The organism is Halobacillus kuroshimensis DSM 18393 (assembly GCF_000425705.1).
GTDB lineage: Bacteria > Bacillota > Bacilli > Bacillales > Halobacillaceae > Halobacillus > Halobacillus kuroshimensis.
The window spans coordinates 38,508-59,053 of sequence record NZ_AUDY01000005.1 but is presented as its reverse complement, the minus strand read 5'-3'; the positions used below and the strand labels follow the sequence as shown (position 1 = coordinate 59,053).

Genomic DNA, 20,546 nt, shown 5'->3' with positions numbered 1-20,546 from the left:
TGAGATGAGATTTCCCTCTGCTTCGAGCAGATAAGATCCCTCAGAGACGATGAGGTTGATAGGTCCGAGGTGGAAGCGTGGTGACACGTGGAGCTGACGGATACTAATGGATCGATGACTTATCTATATATACTTCGTGAATGATGTTTAATCAATAGTTGTTTCCTTATCCAGTTTTGAGGGTTCACCTCAAACTTTATATTGATGTGGTGGTGAAGGCGAAGAGGTCACACCTGTTCCCATGCCGAACACAGTAGTTAAGCTCTTCAGCGCCGATGGTAGTCGGGTTTACCCCCGTGAGAGTAGGACGCTGCCACGTCAACCAGAAAACCAGAAGTAAATACTTCTGGTTTTTTTCTATTAAGAATATATTGTTTAAAAAAGGAGGTTATCCATGAGTTGGTCCTACTTTTTCCATGAAGATATACTTATGTTCATCTTTCGATTATTTTTCGCATTACTATTAGCAGGACTCATTGGTTTTGAGAGGGAATTGAAAAACCATTCCGCTGGATTCCGGACACATATCCTTGTGGGGGTGGGCGCCTGTATGATGATGCTCCTTTCTTTATATGGATTTCAAGCGTTCATAGAGGAATATGATCATGTGCGCTTTGATCCTGCCCGTATTCCATCTTATGTGATCAGTGGCATCGGCTTTTTGGGAGCGGGTACGATCATCGTCAACGGCATGACCATCCGGGGGCTGACAACAGCTGCCTCTATTTGGACGGTGGCTGGGATCGGTCTCGTTGTTGGAGCGGGAATGTACGATGTTGCGACAGTAACCACGCTGTTTGTGCTGATCAGTCTGATCCTTTTAAACAAAGTAGAAAAAGAGAAATTAAACGGCGGCCCTACGTACCACATTACAATTAAAAAAGATCTGCAGATTCATCAGCTGCTTTCTTTGTTTGAACAGGAGGACGTGGACATCCGTAGTTTGGATGTAACGGCTCTTGATGGGGAGCAGAAGAGAGTGATCGTTCAGATTGAAAAAAAGCCCGGGCTCGATCGTTCAAAGCTGCTGGCGGAGATTACATCTATTGATGGAGTGGAAGGCTGCGGTCATGATCGGTAATGAAATCTACACAGACATCTGTGTAGATTTTTTGTTTTAATTCAAGTTCAATCGGGGAAACATAGATGGTGTGTATCAAACAAACAAGATAGTTGCGTACGGATAAAATTTGAGTATAATAAAATTAAAGTCAAAGATAGTCAAAGTCAGAAGAAGGGGGAGGGGCGATGCGGAACATATCCGATGTCATTGAGGATTATTTAAAAGGTATACTGGATCAAAGTCAAAAGCAGATCATTGAAATTAAGCGAAGCGAACTGGCGGAAAGGTTTCAGTGTGTTCCATCTCAAATCAATTATGTGATTAAGACACGTTTTACAGTGGAAAAGGGTTATATCGTAGAAAGTAAACGTGGAGGTGGAGGGTATATCCGCATCAGCCGGATCCAGCATCGCAAGGATTCTGAAATGATCGAAGATGTGATGCACCTCATTCACCCTCGTGTCTCTCAGTCTCAGGCGGAGGACGTTCTTGCGCGTCTCGTAGAATTTGATGTGATTACGTTAAGAGAAGGGAAACTTCTCCAGAGTGTCATTGACCGGGATGTGCTGGCTTTCCCTCTGCCTGTCCGGGATGAAATTCGATCGCGGATTATGAAGGCGATGTTATTTACCCTTAAATACAAATGCTGACGGAAGGGAGAGGTTCAGATGGAATGCCAGGAGTGTCATCAGCGCCCGGCAACGGTGCATCTGACCCAGGTTGTGAATGGTCAGAAGACAGAGATTCACGTCTGTGAACAGTGTGCAAAGGAAAATGGCTATATGAATTATGGTGAAGAAAAATTTTCGCTGAACGATCTGCTTTCCGGTCTTTTTCATTCTGAGGGCCCTTCTCCATTTAAGGGGCAGAGTCCTCAAACGTATCCTAAAAAAGAAACTCTAAAATGTCCGAACTGCGGACTTACTTATAACGAATTTGCCAGAATCGGCAAATTCGGCTGTGCCGTCTGTTATGAAACATTTGATGATCGGCTTAACCCGATTTTAAGACGTGTCCACAGCGGGAATACCCGTCATGATGGGAAGATTCCAAAGAGAGAAGGCGGAAACCTTCATCTGAAAAAAGAAATCGAAGAATATAAAATTAATCTTCGACAATTAATCGAGCAGGAAGAATTTGAAGAAGCAGCGAAATGTAGAGATAAGATACGTTCATTAGAGAACGAACTTCATCAGGATGAGGGTGGTGAAGAGTAATGTCCCTGAAGCAGTTTATCAATGAAGCCATCAGCCCATGGATGAAACAGGAGGGACCGGACAGCGATATTGTGATGAGCAGCCGCATACGCCTCGCCCGGAATTTTGCAGAACATCCTTTCCCTATCATCGCAAAGGAGGACACGTTAAGTAAGGTCCTGGCTTATTTTGAAGAAAATTTTCAGCAGACGTCTTTCCGGGACTATAAGGATTTTGAATTGGTCCGGATGCGGGACCTTCAACCTGTTGAGAAAAGGGTGCTTGTAGAAAAGCACTTAATCAGCCCTCACCTTGCTGAGCACTCAGAAAACTCAGCCACACTGATTTCTCAAAATGAACAGGTCTCCATCATGGTTAATGAAGAAGACCATGTACGCATACAATTATATTTCCCGGGTTTTCAGCTTGATAAAGCACTGGAACAGGCGAGTCAGCTTGATGACTGGCTCGAGGAAAAAGTAGATTATGCCTTTGATGAAAACCGAGGATATCTTACCGCCTGTCCTACAAACGTAGGTACGGGGATGAGGGCTTCCGTAATGATGCACCTCCCTGCTTTATCGATGACCCAGCAGATCAACCGGATGATTCCGGCGATTAACCAGCTGGGTCTGGTGGTAAGAGGCATTTACGGGGAAGGCAGTGAAGCACTGGGCAGCATTTTTCAAATATCCAACCAGATTACTCTCGGAAAGTCGGAGGAGGACATTGTGGAAGATCTCCATAGTGTCGTGAAGCAGCTGATCGACCAGGAGAGGAAAGCAAGAGAGACGTTGATGCACCGCTCCAGTATCCGTCTGGAGGATCGAATTTTCCGGTCGTACGGGGTGTTAACAAACAGCCGCATCATCGAATCGAAAGAGGCGGCGAAATGTCTGTCCGACCTGCGGCTCGGTATCGATCTTGGGCTCATTGATCATATTCCAAGAACCATTTTGAATGAATTGGTGATTTTGACCCAGCCGGGCTTCCTTCAGCAATACGCTGAAACATCGTTATCCCCTGATGAGAGGGATGTAAGGAGAGCTTCGCTTATCCGTGAGAGGCTCCAGCTTGAGCATAAAGAATAATGTTAGGAGGGAATGTCCATGATGTTTGGGCGATTTACAGAAAGAGCACAGAAAGTACTTGCTTTAGCGCAGGAAGAAGCCGTCCGTTTAGGACACAACAATATTGGAACAGAACACATTTTGCTTGGACTTGTCAGTGAAGGGGAAGGCATTGCAGCCAAAGCTTTAACGGCTTTAGGTCTGGAATCCTCTAAAATTCAGCAGGAAGTCGAGAAGTTAATCGGCAAGGGAGAGAAAGTATCCCAGACGATTCACTATACGCCGCGTGCGAAAAAGGTGATTGAGCTTTCCATGGATGAAGCACGCAAGCTTGGTCATTCCTATGTCGGAACCGAACACATTCTTCTCGGTTTGATCCGCGAAGGAGAAGGAGTTGCGGCCCGCGTATTGAACAACCTTGGTGTAAGCTTGAATAAAGCCCGTCAGCAGGTTCTTCAACTGCTTGGGAACAATGAGTCCACCGGCGGTCAGAACCGCAGAGGCGGCGGCTCAGGAGCTCAGGCGGCGAATGCGAATACACCGACCCTTGACTCCCTTGCCCGTGACTTAACGGCTATTGCCAAGGAAGGGAATATTGATCCGGTCATCGGCCGCAGCAAGGAAATTGAGCGCGTGATTCAAGTATTAAGCCGCCGTACGAAGAACAACCCTGTTCTTGTAGGTGAGCCTGGTGTTGGTAAGACCGCTATCGCTGAAGGTCTTGCCCAGCAGATCATGAATAACGAGGTGCCCGAAATCCTTCGTGAAAAACGCGTCATGACGCTTGATATGGGAACCGTTGTCGCTGGTACGAAATACCGCGGTGAATTTGAAGACCGTCTGAAAAAAGTGATGGAGGAAATCCGTCAGGCGGGCAATATCATTTTATTCATTGATGAGCTTCACACGCTGATCGGCGCCGGTGGTGCTGAAGGTGCCATTGACGCTTCCAACATCCTTAAACCGTCGCTTGCCCGTGGTGAGCTGCAGTGTATCGGAGCTACGACACTTGATGAGTACCGTAAGTACATTGAAAAGGATGCAGCTCTTGAGCGCCGTTTCCAGCCGATTCAGGTGGATGAGCCGACGCTTGATGAGTCTGTACAGATCCTTCAAGGACTGCGTGACCGCTATGAAGCGCACCACCGTGTAACGATTACAGATGAATCCATTGATTCTGCCGTCCGTTTTTCCGATCGTTACATCACCGACCGGTTCCTTCCGGATAAAGCGATTGATTTGATTGATGAAGCAGCATCCAAAGTGCGGCTGCGTTCCTACACGGCTCCACCGAACTTAAAAGAGCTCGAACAGAAGCTGGAGGAAGTTCGCAAGGAGAAAGATGCAGCGGTACAAAGCCAGGAATTCGAAAAGGCCGCTTCCCTGCGTGACAGCGAGCAGCGCCTTCGTGATGAACTGGAGCAGACGAAAGACGAATGGAAGGAAAAGCAGGGACAGGAAGACTCTGAGGTAACTGTTGAAGATATCGCAGCCGTCGTTTCTGTTTGGACCGGCGTTCCTGTTTCCAAGATGACGAAAGATGAAAGTGAGCGCCTGTTGAATCTTGAAGATACGCTTCACAACCGTGTCATTGGTCAGGAAGAAGCCGTGAAGGCCATTTCCAAGGCGATCCGCCGTGCCCGTGCCGGTTTGAAAGATCCGAAGCGTCCAATCGGTTCCTTCATTTTCCTTGGACCTACAGGTGTCGGTAAAACAGAACTCGCCCGCGCCCTTGCAGAAAGCATGTTCGGCGAGGAAGATGCCATGATCCGTATCGACATGTCCGAGTACATGGAAAAACACAGCACGTCCCGTCTGGTCGGATCTCCTCCAGGTTATGTCGGCTACGAAGAAGGCGGCCAGCTGACTGAGAAAGTGCGTAACAAGCCTTACTCCGTCGTTCTGCTGGATGAAATTGAAAAGGCACACCCGGAAGTCTTCAACATCCTTCTCCAGGTTCTGGAAGATGGTCGTTTGACAGATTCCAAGGGCCGTGTCGTTGATTTCCGTAATACGGTGCTGATTATGACATCCAACGTTGGAGCCCAGGAGCTTAAGCAGAATAAATATGTTGGATTCTCTATGGGAGAGGCGGACCAGGATTACAAGGACATGAAGTCCAAGGTTACGGATGCTTTGAAGAAAGCCTTCCGTCCTGAATTCCTGAACCGTATCGACGAGACAATCGTCTTCCATTCTCTTGAGAAGAAACACATGAAGGACATTGTTGTTCTTATGGCTGAAGAGCTCAGAAAACGCCTGTTGGAGCAGGAAATCGACTTTACGCTTACAGACGCAGCAATCACTTATATTGCAGATTCCGGCTTTGATCCGGAGTATGGAGCAAGACCACTGCGACGCTCCATCCAGAAAAACGTCGAGGATCTGTTATCTGAAGAGCTTCTTAAGGAAAACATCGCTAAAGGCCAAAAAGTTAAAATTGATCTGGACGATGACAAGAACTTCGTCGTTCATACGCAGCAGGAGTCTTCAACAAGCTGACTGCATGAGTAAAGAATCGGAAGGTGTCTGCCTTCCGATTTTTTTCTTATTCCGGTATGATTTGAATCACAACATTTAATAAAAATGATAAGACTGTGAAACTTCCTCACAATCTTTTTCGTATACACTCATAGGAATAGAAGAGGTGATCTCTTGGCAAAAAGAAAGACAAAGTTTGTCTGCCAGGAATGTGGATATGAAACACCGAAATGGATGGGGAAATGCCCTGCGTGCCATCAATGGAACACGCTCGTGGAGGAAATGTCGGCTCCGGCTGCCAATTCCCGTCACGTCTTCCAGACCAGTTCCACTTCTGCAACGGCAAAACCTGAAAAAATTACACAGATCAAATCACAGAAGGAACCACGGCTGCCGACAGATATGCCTGAATTCAACCGCGTGCTCGGCGGCGGTATTGTAGCAGGCTCCTTAGTTTTAATCGGGGGAGACCCGGGTATCGGTAAGTCAACATTACTCCTTCAGGTTTCCGCACAAATCGCTGATAAGGATTTTCCGGTCCTCTACATATCAGGGGAAGAATCTCCCCGGCAGACGAAGCTGAGGGCGGAACGTTTAGGCATCACATCTGACGAGCTTTATGTACTGTCTGAGACGAATCTCCAGGACGTGACGAACCAGATTGAACAGATCGATCCGAAGTTCGTCGTCATTGACTCGATACAGACGATATTCAAAGAGGATGTCACGTCTGCTCCAGGGAGCGTTTCCCAGGTGAGGGAATGTACGAGTCAGTTAATGAGAATTGCCAAAAGCAAAGGTATCCCGATTTTTATTGTGGGGCATGTTACTAAAGAAGGATCCATCGCGGGCCCACGGCTTCTGGAGCATATGGTGGATGCCGTCCTTTATTTTGAAGGGGAGCGCCATCACACCTTCCGTATTTTGAGAAGTGTGAAAAACCGCTTCGGAAGCACGCACGAAATGGGTATATTCGAAATGAAGGAAAAAGGACTTGAAGAAGTGCTCAACCCTTCGGAGATCTTTCTTGAGGAGCGGTCCCAGGGGGCAGCCGGTTCAATTGTTGTTGCTTCCATGGAAGGAACGAGACCCGTGCTTGTTGAAATCCAGGCCCTCATTTCACCAACGGCCTACGGGAATCCGAGGCGTATGGCGACGGGACTTGATAACAGCCGGGTGCCGCTGCTTATGGCGGTTCTCGAGAAACGGGCAGGTCTTCTGCTCCAAAACCAGGATGCTTATGTCAAAGTCGCCGGTGGTGTCAAACTGGATGAACCCGCCATTGACCTTGGCGTGGCGATCAGCATTGCCTCAAGCTTCCGCAACCAGTCGTCCAATGGGGATGATGTCGTTGTAGGGGAAGTGGGGCTGACCGGCGAAATCCGTCGTGTAGCAAGGATTGAACAGCGTGTTCAGGAAGCGGCTAAGCTTGGTTTCAAGCGGGTCATCATTCCTAAAAAGAACATGGATGGCTGGACCCCGCCTTCCCAGATTGAAGTGATCGGAGTCAGCACCGTCCAGGAAGCTATGAAGGTCACATTGGGGGACACATAAATGGAATGGCACGAAATCAAGGAAAACGGAATTGGAGACATTTTGAAGCTGGTGGCTCCCGGGACACCACTCAGGGACGGCATTGACAATGTCCTCCGTGCAAATACGGGGGGCTTGATCGTTCTGGGCTATGGAGACGGTATGCGGGAGCTCGTGGATGGTGGTTTTCACATCCAGTCAGATTTCACACCGGCGCACTTATATGAACTCGCCAAAATGGACGGAGCGCTCATCCTTAATGATGAAGGTACGAAAATTTTATACGCGAATGCCCAGTTAATGCCGAACCCTGATATCCTCTCCAATGAAACAGGGATGCGTCACCGGACAGCTGAGCGGGTGGCCAAGCAGACAGGTTCGCTTGTGATTGCCATCTCCCAGCGGAGGAATGTCATAACGCTGTATAAAGGGTCGCTCCGTTATTCCTTGAAAGACATCGGTGTCATCCTGACTAAGGCGAATCAAGCGATTCAGACATTGGAAAAGTATAAAAATGTGCTCGACCAAAGCGTCACCAACCTTGGAGCCATGGAATTCGAGAACATGGTTTCCTTTTCCGAAGTGGTCCAGGTTGTACACCGGATTGAAATGGTTCTCCGCACAAAGACAGAAATATTAAACTATGTGAATGAGCTTGGAATCGAAGGACGTCTGATCCAGCTCCAGCTCACGGAACTGGTCTCCAACATTGAGGAAGAGGCAGAGCTCCTCATGAAGGATTACAGCCGCCGGCCGGATTATGAACCCTACTATATGTTAAAGAAGATGCAGGAAGTGTCCAATCCGGAACTTCTATCCGATGAGCAGGTATTAAAACTACTGGGGTATTCAACGGGAACGAAGCTTTCTGATGCGGTTCATCCACGAGGCTACCGGATTCTCAGCCGAATCCCGCGTCTTCCGTTTTTAATTATTGAACACCTGGTGCAGCGTTTCAGCACCCTGGATGATCTGATCCAGGCTTCTCCAAAAGAACTTGTCAAAGTGGATGGTGTCGGAGAAATCCGGGCAGCAAAAATCAGAGACGGACTCGACCGCATACAGGAACAACTGTTTGTAGACCGTCATATATAAGAACATTGACTTATTTAAAATAAATATGGTATGATGAATGTTTTGCTCATTGACTAAAAATGGAAGTTGTGCTAAGTTTAAGACCATCATTCCTTTTTATATGATTAATGGTTGTGAGGTTTGGTCATACTGTGTTTGAGGAGGTGAATACAAGTGCTTAAACGTATTGTACAGTTATTTATTGTTATTACCGGCGGAACCATCGGTTACCTCTATTTCCCTGAACTGTTTACAACCATGGGGCTTACGTGGCAGACCTGGATTCAAGCTGTCATGGGAGCTGTAATAGGAGCACTTATTTTATTTTTATTAACATTCTGGATCGTAGATTATATTGTCGATTTCATTCGATGGGTGGAGGATTCTCTTGTCCGGGCACCTGTCGCTGATTTACTGTTCGGAAGTTTAGGTTTAATCGTTGGGCTGCTGATCGCGTATTTGATTAATGTGTTTGTCCAGGATATTCAAATCCAGGTCATCAACCAGGTCGTACCAATTGCTCTTACCGTTCTGCTTGGCTACCTCGGTTTTCAGGTCGGGTTTAAGCGTAAAGATGAATTTTTGAACCTTGTTTCCAAAAAGGATAAAAAAGCGGACGAGGAAGCGGAAGGCTCTTCCGGTACGGCTGTGGATGAGTCGTTGATTCCAAAGCAGAAGATTCTTGATACCAGTGTCATTATTGATGGTAGAATCGCAGATATCTGTGAAACTCACTTTTTGGAAGGGACGATCGTGATTCCTCAGTTTGTTCTTGAAGAACTTCAGCACATTGCCGATTCCTCTGACGGACTGAAAAGAAACCGCGGACGCAGAGGTTTGGATATTCTGAACCGACTGCAGAAGGATCTTCCTGTTAATGTAGAGATCTATGAAGGTGACTTTGAAGAGATTCAGGAAGTGGACAGCAAGCTCGTCAAACTCGCTAAAGTCACGAATGGTATTGTCGTGACCAACGACTTCAACTTAAATAAAGTCTGTGAGTTTCAAAATGTTCAGGTGCTGAACATCAATGATCTTGCAAATGCTGTGAAGCCTGTCGTTCTACCTGGTGAGGAAATGACCATCCAGGTGATCAAAGACGGGAAAGAACAGAATCAGGGTGTCGCTTATCTGGATGACGGAACAATGATTGTCGTTGAGGAAGGCAAAGACTTCATCGGTAAGACGATCGAAGTTGTGGTCACCAGTGTCCTTCAGACATCAGCGGGCCGTATGATTTTCGCAAAGCCTAAATCACTTGAAAAAGCCCTTTAAAAACGGTATAAACTAAATAGAGAAATACAAAAGTGATAACGCGTATGTTATCGCTTTTGTTCTTTTATGGGGAATTTCACAACACTATCTCGCTCAAGGTGGCTATTATGATAAAATACACAGCGATTGTGCTTGCGGCCGGACAAGGAAAGCGGATGGGTGCAGGTCACAATAAACAATTTATTAATATTAATGATAAACCTCTGATCCTTCATACTCTGGCTGTCTTTGAACAAGATGACTGGTGCGGGGAAATCATTCTCGTTACGAATAAACAGGAGCAGGATCAGATGGAGAGACTGCTTGAGCGTTTTCCTTCAACCACACCCATCAAGGCTGTGAATGGAGGAGCAGAACGGCAGGACAGTGTACATGCCGGACTCTCTGTCGTGCAGAGGAAAGACATCCCTGTACTGATCCATGACGGGGCGCGTCCTTTTGTTATGGAGGAAAGTCTACATCAATTAGCAGAAGCAGCTGTGGAAAAAGGGGCAGCGCTGCTGGCTGTTCCGGTCACGGATACGATTAAACAGAAAGAGGGGAGGACGCTTACAACCCTCGACCGTAACAAACTGTGGGCTGCACAGACACCGCAGGCTTTTCAGTATGATCTGATTACCAAAGCGCATGAAGAAGCGCAGGAACGTGGATACTATGGTACAGATGATGCATCGTTAGTGGAACAGTCAGGTAAAGAAGTGGCAGTCGTCCAGGGAAGTTATGACAATATTAAGCTGACAACTCCTGAAGACTTACATAAGGCAGAAGCCTATTTGAATAACCAAAAGGAAAAGGAGACACATTCAATGTTTCGAATCGGACAAGGTTTTGATGTGCACCAGCTGACAGAAGGTCGTCCATGCATCATCGGGGGAATTGAAATCCCTTATGAAAAAGGACTCCTCGGACACTCGGATGCCGATGTTCTGCTTCATACCATCGCGGATGCTTGTCTTGGAGCCGTTGGAGAAGGAGATATCGGCAGACATTTTCCGGATACCGATCCGGAGTTCAAGGATGCAGACTCCGGCCGTCTTCTCCAGCATGTATGGAAGATCATCGAGAAAAAGGGATATACGCTTGGGAATATGGACTGTACCGTGATTGCCCAGGCACCGAAAATGGCCCCTTATATTGAACAAATCAGAGAAAACATTGCGGATCTACTCCAGACCGAAAAAGATCTCATCAATGTCAAAGCGACTACAACAGAGAAGCTTGGTTTTGCCGGACGAAAAGAAGGAATCGCGGCCCAGGCGGTTGTTCTGTTGCAAAATAATCCACAATCCTAAGCAAAAAATGATAAAATGAGTCAAGGATTATGACCGGTTACCGGAAAGGAGAACAATTATGACAAACGAAGTACGTGTGCGGTATGCACCAAGTCCAACGGGGTATCTTCATATCGGAAATGCCCGAACAGCTCTGTTCAATTACCTGTTTGCTAAAAATGCAGGAGGGAAAATGGTCGTTCGTATCGAGGATACAGACGAAAAACGGAATGTAAAAGGCGGCGAGCAAAGCCAGCTGGATTATTTGAAATGGCTCGGGATTGAATGGGAAGAAAGTCCGAACCTTGGTGGGGAGTACGGCCCTTACCGTCAGATGGAACGTCTGGACATTTACAAGAAATATGTCGATGAGCTGATGGAGCGCGGACTTGCCTACAAGTGCTATATGACGTCTGAAGAACTGGAAGCGGAACGTGAGGCTCAGATGGCCCGCGGAGAGGCTCCTAAGTATTCCGGAGCGCACAGCAGCCTGACAGAGGAACAAATGGCGGAATTTGAAGCCGAAGGCCGTGAGCCGAGTATCCGCCTGCGTGTGCCGGAGAATCATACGTACACGTTCAACGACATTGTACGTGGAGACATCACGTTTGAATCCAGCGACTTTGGAGACTGGGTCATCGTTAAGAAAAACGGTACACCGACCTACAACTTTGCTGTAGCCATCGATGATTATCTAATGAAAATCACTCACGTGCTGCGCGGAGAAGAACACATTTCCAACACACCAAAGCAGATGATGGTTTATGAAGCATTTGGATGGGAAGCTCCGAAATTCGGTCATATGACGTTGATCCTGAACGAAGACCGTAAAAAATTGAGTAAGCGTGATGAGCACATTCTTCAGTTCATTTCCCAATACAACGATCTGGGGTATATGCCTGAAGCGCTTTTCAACTTCATCACCCTGCTGGGCTGGTCCCCTGTAGGTGAAGAGGAGATCTTTACAAAGGATCAGCTGATCGATATTTTCGATGCCGAGCGCCTTTCCACGTCCCCGGCCGTATTTGATGCAGCGAAGCTGAAATGGATGAACAACCAGTATATTAAAGCTGCTGACCTTGATCAGGTCGTTGAACTGGCTCTTCCTCACCTCGTGGAAGCCGGCCGTGTATCGGAAGACATGAGTGATGAGGATCGCCAATGGGTGAAGGAACTCATCGGCCTTTATCAGGAGCAGTTGAACTACGGTGCGGAAATTGTCGAATTGACAGAGCTCTTCTTCAAGCAGGAAATTCAGTATGATGAAGCAGCTATGGAAGTGCTTCAGGGCGAGCAGGTGCCAGAGGTGCTTGAAACGTTCAAAAAGAACCTTCAGCAATTGGAAGAGTTCACACCGGCCAATATCAAGGCACAAATTAAAGCGGTGCAGAAGGAAACCGGCCATAAAGGGAAGAAACTCTTCATGCCGATCCGTGTCGCTACAACCGGTCAGACACACGGTCCGGAGCTTCCTAACGCGATTCATCTGCTTGGACTTGATACCGTTACGGTCCGACTGAACGATGTATTAAGCAAAGGACAAGCTTAAATCGTTCACAGGAAGGAAATAATATCATATAGTAGAGTTACCTATACGAAACGTTGATGAGGAGAAGTAAAGGAACCACTCTTCTGCAGAGAGAATCACCTTTGGCTGGAAGTGATTTGGAGAGAGTTCCTTGAAATGCACCTCGGAGTCTTCCGCTGAATGTTAGTAGGCGGAAGCGGCTGCCTTCCGTTATCAAGGCTCGAGAGGGGAAAGGATTTCATGTTTCCCAAACAGAGTGGAACCACGGTCAAGCGTCTCTGTGCTTATGGCACAGGGACGCTTTTTTTCTGCTTTGTGTTATTCAAAGGAGGGAGCAAGTATGGGGCTTTTTAAAATGTTCAAGGAAGATGTGGATGTGGTGTTTGATCAGGATCCTGCTGCTCGTTCTTACATTGAAGTCATTCTTACCTATTCCGGCCTCCACGCCATCTGGGGCCACCGGGTGGCCCATGCGTTTCACAAAAGGAAATTCTTTTTTCCTGCCCGGCTGATTTCCCAGTGGAGCCGCTTCTTAACCGGTATTGAAATTCATCCGGGCGCGAAGATCGGCAGCCGCTTTTTCATTGACCACGGCATGGGAGTCGTCATCGGGGAAACGTGCGAAATCGGTGATAACGTGACGATATTCCAAGGCGTGACCCTCGGGGGAACTGGGAAGGAGAAAGGGAAGCGGCACCCAACGCTGCTCGATAACTCCCTTGTTGCTACAGGAGCGAAGGTTCTTGGGTCCATCACTATAGGAGAGAATTCCAAGGTAGGGGCAGGGTCTGTCGTGTTGAAAGATGTCCCGGACAATTCCACAGTCGTTGGGATCCCTGGTCATGTCGTTATCCAGAACGGCAGGAAAGTCCAGAAAAACCTCGACCACCATAAACTGCCGGATCCGGTTTATGACCGGCTGAACAATCTGGAAAAAGAACTACAGCAGCTGCGTGATCAGCTGAAAGAGAAAGAAGGAGTGAAGACTAATGGCGATTAATGTATATAACACTTTAACGCGTAAGAAAGAACTATTTACACCCATTGAAGAAGGCAAGGTGAAAATGTATGTGTGCGGACCCACCGTGTACAACTACATTCATATCGGAAACGCGCGCCCGGCCATCGTCTTCGATACTGTCCGCCGTTATTTTGAATACCGCGGCTATGATGTGCACTATGTGCTCAATTTTACTGATGTGGATGACAAATTGATTAAAGCGGCCAACGAAATGGGCGAAGGTGTGACAGAAATCGCCAACCGGTTTATTGATGCCTATAAGGAAGATGTTGGTGCCCTTGGAGTTAAAGAAGCCGTCGATCATCCCCGGGTAACAGAAAACATGGAGGAAATCATCAGCTTCATTCAAGGACTTGTTGATAAAGGGTATGCCTATGAAGCAGGCGGAGATGTTTATTTCCGCACCCGATCCTTTGATAATTACGGGAAACTTTCTCATCAATCCGTCGATGAGCTTCGTTCCGGATCGCGCATTGAGGTAGGGGATAAGAAAGAAGATCCGCTTGATTTTACCCTTTGGAAAAATGCAAAGCCGGGTGAAATTACGTGGGATAGTCCCTGGGGCACCGGACGTCCGGGCTGGCATATAGAATGCTCGGCTATGGCGAAAAAGTATCTTGGTGATACGATTGATATTCATGCAGGCGGACAGGACCTTACCTTCCCCCACCATGAAAACGAAATAGCACAGTCTGAAGCCCATAACGGAGAATCCTTTGCTCGTTACTGGATGCATAATGGGTATATTAATATCGACAACGAAAAAATGTCGAAATCCCTCGGAAACTTTATTCTTGCTCATGATCTTGTGAAAAAGCATGATCCAAAAGTCATTCGCTTCTTCATGCTGAGTGTTCAGTACCGTCACCCGATCAATTTCAGTGATGAATTATTGAAAGGCGCGAAGAGCAGCTTTGAACGGATTCAGAACGCTTATGAAAACATCCGCCACCGTAAAGAAACGGCGATGAGCCTGCAGGCAGATCGTGACGAGTGGATGGAGAAGGTACACGGATTCAAGGAGCAGTTCATGAAAGAAATGGATGATGACTTTAATACAGCGAATGCAATTTCTGTCATTTTCGACCTGACCAAGGCCGCCAACCTTTACCTTCAGGAAAGTCAGACACATGTCGATGTGCTTGATGCCTTTGAACAGACGCTGGAGGAATTGCTGCGTGTGCTGGGCATTCAAATTGGAGAAGAAACAGACCTTCTTGATGAAGAAATCGATGCTTTAATTGAAGAGCGTAAACAAGCAAGGAAAGACCGGAACTTCGAGCGTGCCGACCAAATCCGTGATGAGTTGAAAGACCGCGATATTATCCTGGAGGATACATCACAGGGAACGCGCTGGAAGCGGGGCTGAAGAGCATGAAGGATGTTAAACAGATGAAGAGTCTCGCCCTGGCCTATATGGGAGATTCCGTATATGAATTGTATGTCAGGCATCACCTTTTGGAAAAAGGAGAAGTGAAACCACAGCAGCTTCATCAGGCGGCGGTCCAGTTTGTATCAGCTGGATCGCAGGCTGCTGTTGTCCAAGCCTGGCAGGAGGACAGACTTTTGACGGAGGAAGAAGAAGGGGTGCTCCGCCGGGGGCGCAATGCCAAATCCGGCTCCGTCCCGAAAAGCACGAATGTCCAGACCTATCGTTATTCCACAGCTTTTGAAGCTGTACTTGGCTTTTTGTATTTGTCCGGTCGTACCGAGAGACTGGAAACTCTGATCGACTATTCCATTAAGCACGTAGAAGAAAGGAGCGAGCATTCATGACAAACGGAGAATGGATCATAGGAAAGAATCCGGTGCAGGAAGCGCTGAGAGCCGGACGCTCCATCAACAAGGTGATGGTATCCGATCAACTCCAGTACCAGGCTTTTAAAAAGCTGGAGCAGCTGGCTAAAGAACAGGGTGTCAATGTTCAGAAGGTACCGAAAAAGAAAATCGACCAGCTCGTGGACGGAAACCACCAAGGGGTGGCTGCTTCTGTTGCCGCTTACGATTATGCAGATCTTGAAGATCTTTTTGCTAAAGCTGAGGAAAAAGGAGAGGCACCATTTTTCATCATCTGTGATGAAATTGAAGACCCTCATAATCTGGGATCGATTCTGCGGACAGCAGATGCAGCAGGGGCTCACGGAGTGATCATTCCGAAAAGGCGCTCTGTTGCTCTTACGGCGACCGTGGCGAAAACATCGACAGGAGCGATTGAATACATTCCTGTCGCCCGTGTAACGAACCTTGCCCGTACCATTGATGAGTTAAAGGAGCGGTTCGTCTGGGTCGTCGGCACAGATGCAGAGGGTACGGAGGATTACAGACAGCTGGATGGCAGTATGCCGATTGCCCTTGTCATCGGAAGTGAAGGCCGGGGAATGAGTCGTCTCACCAAAGACAAATGCGACTGGACCGTCAGTCTGCCGATGGCTGGCAGAGTAACCTCCTTGAACGCTTCTGTTGCCGCATCCCTCCTCATGTATGAAGTCCATCGCAAACGGCATCCGCTGGGTGAGTAACAGATGGTTGTACTAATTGTTGATGGCTATAACATGATCGGAGCCTGGCCGGAACTCGTGAAATTAAGGGATAAGGATCTCGGGCAGGCCCGGGATCTATTAATTGAGATGATGGCCGAGTACCAATCCTATACAGGTGACCGGATCATCATTGTATTTGACGCCTATCATGTGCGCGGCCTTGAAAAAAAACACAAAAATTACAAAGTGGAAGTCATCTTTACAAAAGAAAACGAAACCGCTGATGAGCGTATTGAAAAATTAGCCGGTGATTTAAATGATGTCCGCACACAAGTCTATGTGGCGACATCGGATTATGCCGAGCAGCGGACGATCTTCGGGCAGGGAGCTTTCCGGAAGTCGGCCCGGGAACTTTATATTGAAATGAGAAATATAGAAAACCAGATTGAGAAAGATGTAGAAAATCACAATCTATACCCGTATCAGTCCAAGATTCCCATCGACAAAGAGATGCGGGAAATCTTTGAGAAATGGCGGCGAGGAGATAAATAATTCTGACAACTTGTTGACGCTTTTCAAGCGCTTACTGTATAATATTGCTATATTTAGGTAGCACGGTCGGAGGGATCCTGTGTGAGCATCTTACAAACGGAGAAAAGCAGCAGTGAGTTGGATCTTAGCAAGCTTGATGATGAAGCGATCGTTGAAAGGATCAATCAAGGACAGGTCCAGGCGCTTGACTATTTGATCAATAAGTACAAGAATTTTGTTCGCGCAAAGGCTCGAACCTACTTTCTTATTGGAGCAGACAGGGAAGATATTGTTCAGGAAGGTATGATAGGCCTTTACAAAGCGATCCGCGATTATCGTGAAGGCAGACTCTCGTCTTTTAAAGCATTTGCAGAACTGTGCGTCACCCGTCAGATTATCACCGCCATTAAAACCGCCACCAGACAGAAGCATATCCCTTTAAACTCCTACGTTTCTTTGGACAAGCCGATTTACGATGAAGAGTCGGACCGGACACTGCTTGATGTCATCGCCGGTTCCAAAGCCATTGACCCTCAGGAATTAATTGTGAATAAAGAAAAATTCGCCGATATGGAAGAGAAGATGTCCGAGCTGCTGAGCGATCTGGAAAGAAAGGTTCTCACGCTGTACTTGGATGGACGTTCCTATCAGGAAATTTCAATAGAGCTCGACAGACACGTGAAGTCTATCGATAATGCACTGCAGCGGGTGAAGAGAAAGCTCGAAAAGTATTTGGAAGTGAGTGAAATCACCCTCTGAACGCTGCATTGACACGGTAACCTTTGAATGCTACATTAAATGAGTATGTGTAAACCTCTTATAAAGAGAGGCGACGGAAATGCGGAAAAAAGTGATATTAGCTTGTACAGAATGTCTCAATCGAAATTATAGTTCATATACAAATCGTTCCAACCAATCTGAACGTCTCGAGGTACGGAAGTTCTGCAAAAACTGCGGGAAACATACGTTGCACCAGGAGACAAAGTAGAGAAGCAGCCGGATGGCGCAAGTTTGGGGGTATTGCAGCATGTTTAAGTTCTTCAAGAATGTAGCTCGGGAGATGAAGAAGGTAAGCTGGCCGAAGGGTCAGGAACTGACACGTTACACCATCACCGTTCTCGGAACGGTCGCTTTCGTAGCTGTGTTCTTTGCTATTGTAGATCTTGGGATTTCCCAAGTGCTTGAACTCATTGCTCAAGAATAGTAGAGTGGATTTTATGCTATAATAGGAGATAGACTTACAAAAAACCCGTTCCGCGGGTTTTTTCATGTTGGAGAAATTTTCATCACTCTAATACAAGGGAGGGAAGGGCAAGCACTTGTCCTGTGATTATGGAAAAAAGATGGTATGTAGTGCACACGTACTCAGGTTATGAGAATAAGGTTAAGACAAACCTTGAAAAGCGCGTGGAATCAATGGGTATGGAAGATAAGATTTTCCGTGTCCTTGTCCCGGAGGACGAAGAAGCTGAGATCAAAAACGGCAAGAAGAAAATCGCAAAGAAAAAGGTTTTCCCAGGCTATGTTCTTGCGGAAATGGTGATGACGGATGATTCCTGGTATGTTGTTCGTAATACACCAGGGGTCACTGGTTTCGTCGGTTCCACAGGTTCAGGATCCAAGCCGATTCCTCTACTCCCTGAGGAAGTAGAAACCGTGCTTAAGCGGATGGGCATGAATGAAGAGCCGAAAGCAGAGGTTGACTTTGAGGTGAAGGAAAGTGTTACAGTAACAGATGGGCCTTTTGCCAACTTCACAGGTACGATCGAATACATTGACACGGACAAACAGAAAGTCAAAGTCCACGTGAATATGTTCGGACGTGAAACACCAGTCGAGTTGGACTTTACTCAAATCGAAAAATTATAAAATTCATCTCTCCCCTTGCATATTAGAGTTAAAGATGCTAGAATTTTTATGTTCTATATGCGCCCTGTAAAATACAGGTTTTTGCATATTGCAATGGAGTGGGAGGGTGAATCCCTATTACCACATCACGGACTTTAAGGAGGTGTGTCTCGTGGCTAAAAAAGTAATTAACGTAGTTAAGCTTCAAATCCCTGCGGGTAAAGCAAACCCAGCGCCGCCAGTAGGACCGGCACTAGGTCAAGCAGGTATCAATATCATGGGTTTCTGTAAAGAGTTTAACGCTCGTACACAGGAACAGGCGGGTACGATTATTCCGGTTGAAATCACGGTATATGAGGACCGTTCATTTACATTCGTTACTAAAACTCCACCTGCTGCTGTTCTTCTTAAGAAAGCGGCTGGTATCGAATCAGGTTCCGGTGAGCCAAACCGTAACAAAGTTGCTTCTGTTAAACGTGACCAAGTTCGCGAAATCGCAGAAACAAAAATGCCTGATTTAAATGCGGCTGACGTTGAAGCTGCTATGCGCATGGTTGAAGGTACAGCGCGCAGCATGGGAATCACAATCGAAGACTAATCCCACAGCGTCACATGGAGATAGGAGAAGGTTGCGGAAATGGAGCTTGTGACTCTTTCGCAACCTTTATTCGTGGGAGGAAAATCCGTTAAAACCACAAGAGGAGGAAATTGAAATGGCTAAAAAAACGAAAAAGCAGCAAGAACTTCAAAAACTTGTTGACCGTACAAAAGCTTACGATGTACAAGAGGCGATCAAGCTTGTAAAAGAAACTTCAAAAGCTAACTTTGATGAAACTGTTGAAGCGGCTTTCCGTCTGGGTGTAGACCCTAAAAAAGCGGATCAGCAGATCCGTGGCGCGATGGTGCTTCCACACGGTACAGGTAAATCCCAGCGTGTGCTTGTTTTCGCTAAAGGTGATAAAGCGAAAGAAGCAGAAGCGGCTGGTGCAGACTACGTAGGAGAGCAGGACCTGATCAACCAAATCAACCAAGGCTGGTTCGATTTTGATGTGGTTGTTGCAACTCCAGACATGATGGCTGAAGTTGGTAAACTTGGTCGTGTACTTGGACCAAAAGGTCTTATGCCAAACCCTAAAACCGGCACGGTAACGTTCGAAGTTGAAAAAGCTGTCAATGAAATCAAGGCTGGTAAAGTTGAATACCGCGTTGATAAAGCAGCAAACATCCACGTTCCAATCGGTAAATCTTCTTTCGATGAAGAGAAACTTGCTGAAAACTTCGCAGCGATTACAGATGCGTTGGTTAAAGCGAAGCCGCAGGCTGCTAAGGGAACTTACATGCGTAACGCTGCTGTTTCATCTACAATGGGTCCTGGAATCAAAGTAGACGTTTCTGCTTACACGAAGTAATAAAAAGTGTTGACTTTCCGCTATTAGTGTTATATACTAAGTAGCGTTGTATAAAAAGAATACGTTATACCGTAGACAGCAGGGGCGGTTTTTCCGCTTAAAGTCCTGCCGAGGTGTGTGATATAAGATAGAGCAGCGCCATCTGCCCTGCTCTATGAAAAACACCTCCATGTCTATGTGGAGGTGTTTTTCTTTATTAAGAAAACCTTCGAACGGTATGATGAAAAGTCAATAGGAGGTGGAACGATGAGCGGTATTATCGAACAGAAGAAACAGATTGTATCTGATCTAGCTGAAAAGTTCCGCAACAGTAAATCTGCTGTATTAGTAGATTACCGCGGTCTTGATGTAGCTGAAGTCACTGAACTTCGTAATCAGCTTCGTGAAGCCGGCGTAGAATACAAAGTGCATAAAAACACAATGATTCGCCGTGCGGCTGCAGAAGTTGAACTATCTGACCTTGATGAAGTGTTACAAGGACCAACAGCGATAGCTTTCCACACAGATGATGCGGTAGCTCCTGCTAAAATCTTGAACAACTTCGCTAAAGATCATGAAGATCTTGAAATCAAAGGTGGCGTAGTTGAAGGCCAGGTCGCAACTCTTGAGCAAATCAAAGAGCTTGCCAACCTTCCAAACTACGAGGGTCTTGTATCTATGTTCCTAAGCGTACTACAAGCTCCAATCCGCAACTTCGCTTATGCTACACAGGCAATCGCGGATCAAAAAGAAGAAGAAAGTGCGTAAGTTAGCATTCGTTTAAAAT

General features: G+C 46.7%; 22 protein-coding genes, 2 rRNA genes and 2 other annotated features. All 24 genes read left to right on the top strand.

The annotated features are described in order from the left end of the window. Positions 1–127, top strand: a 23S ribosomal RNA gene (locus H615_RS0101205); the annotation flags it as partial. Between the two features lie 78 nt (positions 128–205). Beyond that, positions 206–319: ribosomal RNA gene (gene rrf / locus H615_RS0101200) — 5S ribosomal RNA — on the top strand. Between the two features lie 75 nt (positions 320–394). Then, complete coding sequence (locus tag H615_RS0101195; protein WP_027953454.1) at positions 395–1,081, top strand: MgtC/SapB family protein; 687 nt, start codon at positions 395–397, stop codon at positions 1,079–1,081. 167 nt (positions 1,082–1,248) lie between these two features. Continuing rightward, entirely contained in the window at positions 1,249–1,713 is a 465-nt protein-coding gene (locus tag H615_RS0101190) for a CtsR family transcriptional regulator (protein ID WP_027953453.1), read from the top strand. Positions 1,714–1,731: 18 nt separating this feature from the next. After that, positions 1,732–2,280, top strand: a complete 549-nt coding sequence (mcsA, locus tag H615_RS0101185; protein ID WP_027953452.1) for a protein-arginine kinase activator protein McsA — start codon at positions 1,732–1,734, stop codon at positions 2,278–2,280. Next, positions 2,280–3,350, top strand: coding sequence for a protein-arginine kinase McsB (gene mcsB, locus H615_RS0101180; protein WP_027953451.1), 1,071 nt, complete (start codon positions 2,280–2,282; stop codon positions 3,348–3,350). Before mcsA ends, mcsB begins: the two co-directional genes overlap by 1 nt. Positions 3,351–3,368: 18 nt before the next feature. Next, on the top strand, positions 3,369–5,831 hold the full coding sequence (gene clpC, locus H615_RS0101175; RefSeq protein WP_027953450.1) for an ATP-dependent protease ATP-binding subunit ClpC: 2,463 nt from the start codon (positions 3,369–3,371) through the stop codon (positions 5,829–5,831). A 153-nt stretch (positions 5,832–5,984) separates the two neighbouring features. After that, complete coding sequence (radA, locus tag H615_RS0101170; RefSeq protein WP_027953449.1) at positions 5,985–7,364, top strand: DNA repair protein RadA; 1,380 nt, start codon at positions 5,985–5,987, stop codon at positions 7,362–7,364. Then, complete coding sequence (disA, locus tag H615_RS0101165; RefSeq protein WP_027953448.1) at positions 7,365–8,438, top strand: DNA integrity scanning diadenylate cyclase DisA; 1,074 nt, start codon at positions 7,365–7,367, stop codon at positions 8,436–8,438. A gap of 153 nt (positions 8,439–8,591) precedes the next feature. After that, positions 8,592–9,692 carry a PIN/TRAM domain-containing protein gene (locus tag H615_RS0101160; protein ID WP_027953447.1) on the top strand — a complete coding sequence of 367 codons (1,101 nt, stop codon included), beginning with the start codon at positions 8,592–8,594 and terminating at the stop codon, positions 9,690–9,692. Positions 9,693–9,736: 44 nt separating this feature from the next. Continuing rightward, complete coding sequence (locus tag H615_RS0101155; RefSeq protein WP_342341469.1) at positions 9,737–10,984, top strand: bifunctional 2-C-methyl-D-erythritol 4-phosphate cytidylyltransferase/2-C-methyl-D-erythritol 2,4-cyclodiphosphate synthase; 1,248 nt, start codon at positions 9,737–9,739, stop codon at positions 10,982–10,984. 58 nt (positions 10,985–11,042) lie between these two features. Then, complete coding sequence (gene gltX, locus H615_RS0101150; RefSeq protein WP_027953445.1) at positions 11,043–12,512, top strand: glutamate--tRNA ligase; 1,470 nt, start codon at positions 11,043–11,045, stop codon at positions 12,510–12,512. Between the two features lie 44 nt (positions 12,513–12,556). Continuing rightward, positions 12,557–12,774 (top strand) — a binding site (T-box leader). Positions 12,775–12,831: 57 nt separating this feature from the next. Then, on the top strand, positions 12,832–13,491 hold the full coding sequence (gene cysE / locus H615_RS0101140; RefSeq protein ID WP_027953444.1) for a serine O-acetyltransferase: 660 nt from the start codon (positions 12,832–12,834) through the stop codon (positions 13,489–13,491). Beyond that, complete coding sequence (gene cysS, locus H615_RS0101135) at positions 13,481–14,881, top strand: cysteine--tRNA ligase (protein ID WP_027953443.1); 1,401 nt, start codon at positions 13,481–13,483, stop codon at positions 14,879–14,881. Before cysE ends, cysS begins: the two co-directional genes overlap by 11 nt. A gap of 5 nt (positions 14,882–14,886) precedes the next feature. Continuing rightward, a complete protein-coding gene (locus H615_RS0101130) occupies positions 14,887–15,288 on the top strand; it encodes a Mini-ribonuclease 3 (RefSeq protein WP_027953442.1) in 402 nt (133 codons plus the stop codon). Beyond that, on the top strand, positions 15,285–16,031 hold the full coding sequence (gene rlmB / locus H615_RS0101125) for a 23S rRNA (guanosine(2251)-2'-O)-methyltransferase RlmB (protein ID WP_027953441.1): 747 nt from the start codon (positions 15,285–15,287) through the stop codon (positions 16,029–16,031). Before H615_RS0101130 ends, rlmB begins: the two co-directional genes overlap by 4 nt. Before the next feature lie 3 nt (positions 16,032–16,034). Further along, a complete protein-coding gene (locus H615_RS0101120; protein WP_027953440.1) occupies positions 16,035–16,544 on the top strand; it encodes an NYN domain-containing protein in 510 nt (169 codons plus the stop codon). Between the two features lie 81 nt (positions 16,545–16,625). Continuing rightward, a complete protein-coding gene (gene sigH / locus H615_RS0101115) occupies positions 16,626–17,282 on the top strand; it encodes an RNA polymerase sporulation sigma factor SigH (protein ID WP_027953439.1) in 657 nt (218 codons plus the stop codon). Positions 17,283–17,361: 79 nt separating this feature from the next. Further along, positions 17,362–17,511, top strand: a complete 150-nt coding sequence (gene rpmG / locus H615_RS21925) for a 50S ribosomal protein L33 (protein WP_084162932.1) — start codon at positions 17,362–17,364, stop codon at positions 17,509–17,511. 39 nt (positions 17,512–17,550) lie between these two features. Next, positions 17,551–17,727: a preprotein translocase subunit SecE gene (gene secE / locus H615_RS0101110; RefSeq protein WP_027953438.1), complete on the top strand. Its 177-nt coding sequence runs from the start codon at positions 17,551–17,553 to the stop codon at positions 17,725–17,727. Positions 17,728–17,855: 128 nt separating this feature from the next. Further along, positions 17,856–18,392 (top strand): transcription termination/antitermination protein NusG, encoded by a 537-nt coding sequence (gene nusG / locus H615_RS0101105; protein ID WP_027953437.1) that lies wholly within the window; start codon positions 17,856–17,858, stop codon positions 18,390–18,392. A gap of 151 nt (positions 18,393–18,543) precedes the next feature. After that, a complete protein-coding gene (rplK, locus tag H615_RS0101100; protein WP_027953436.1) occupies positions 18,544–18,969 on the top strand; it encodes a 50S ribosomal protein L11 in 426 nt (141 codons plus the stop codon). 115 nt (positions 18,970–19,084) lie between these two features. After that, on the top strand, positions 19,085–19,780 hold the full coding sequence (rplA, locus tag H615_RS0101095) for a 50S ribosomal protein L1 (RefSeq protein ID WP_027953435.1): 696 nt from the start codon (positions 19,085–19,087) through the stop codon (positions 19,778–19,780). A 51-nt stretch (positions 19,781–19,831) separates the two neighbouring features. Next, positions 19,832–19,981: a sequence feature (ribosomal protein L10 leader region), on the top strand. Positions 19,982–20,026: 45 nt separating this feature from the next. Then, positions 20,027–20,527, top strand: coding sequence for a 50S ribosomal protein L10 (gene rplJ / locus H615_RS0101090; protein ID WP_027953434.1), 501 nt, complete (start codon positions 20,027–20,029; stop codon positions 20,525–20,527). Positions 20,528–20,546: the final 19 nt, after the last annotated feature.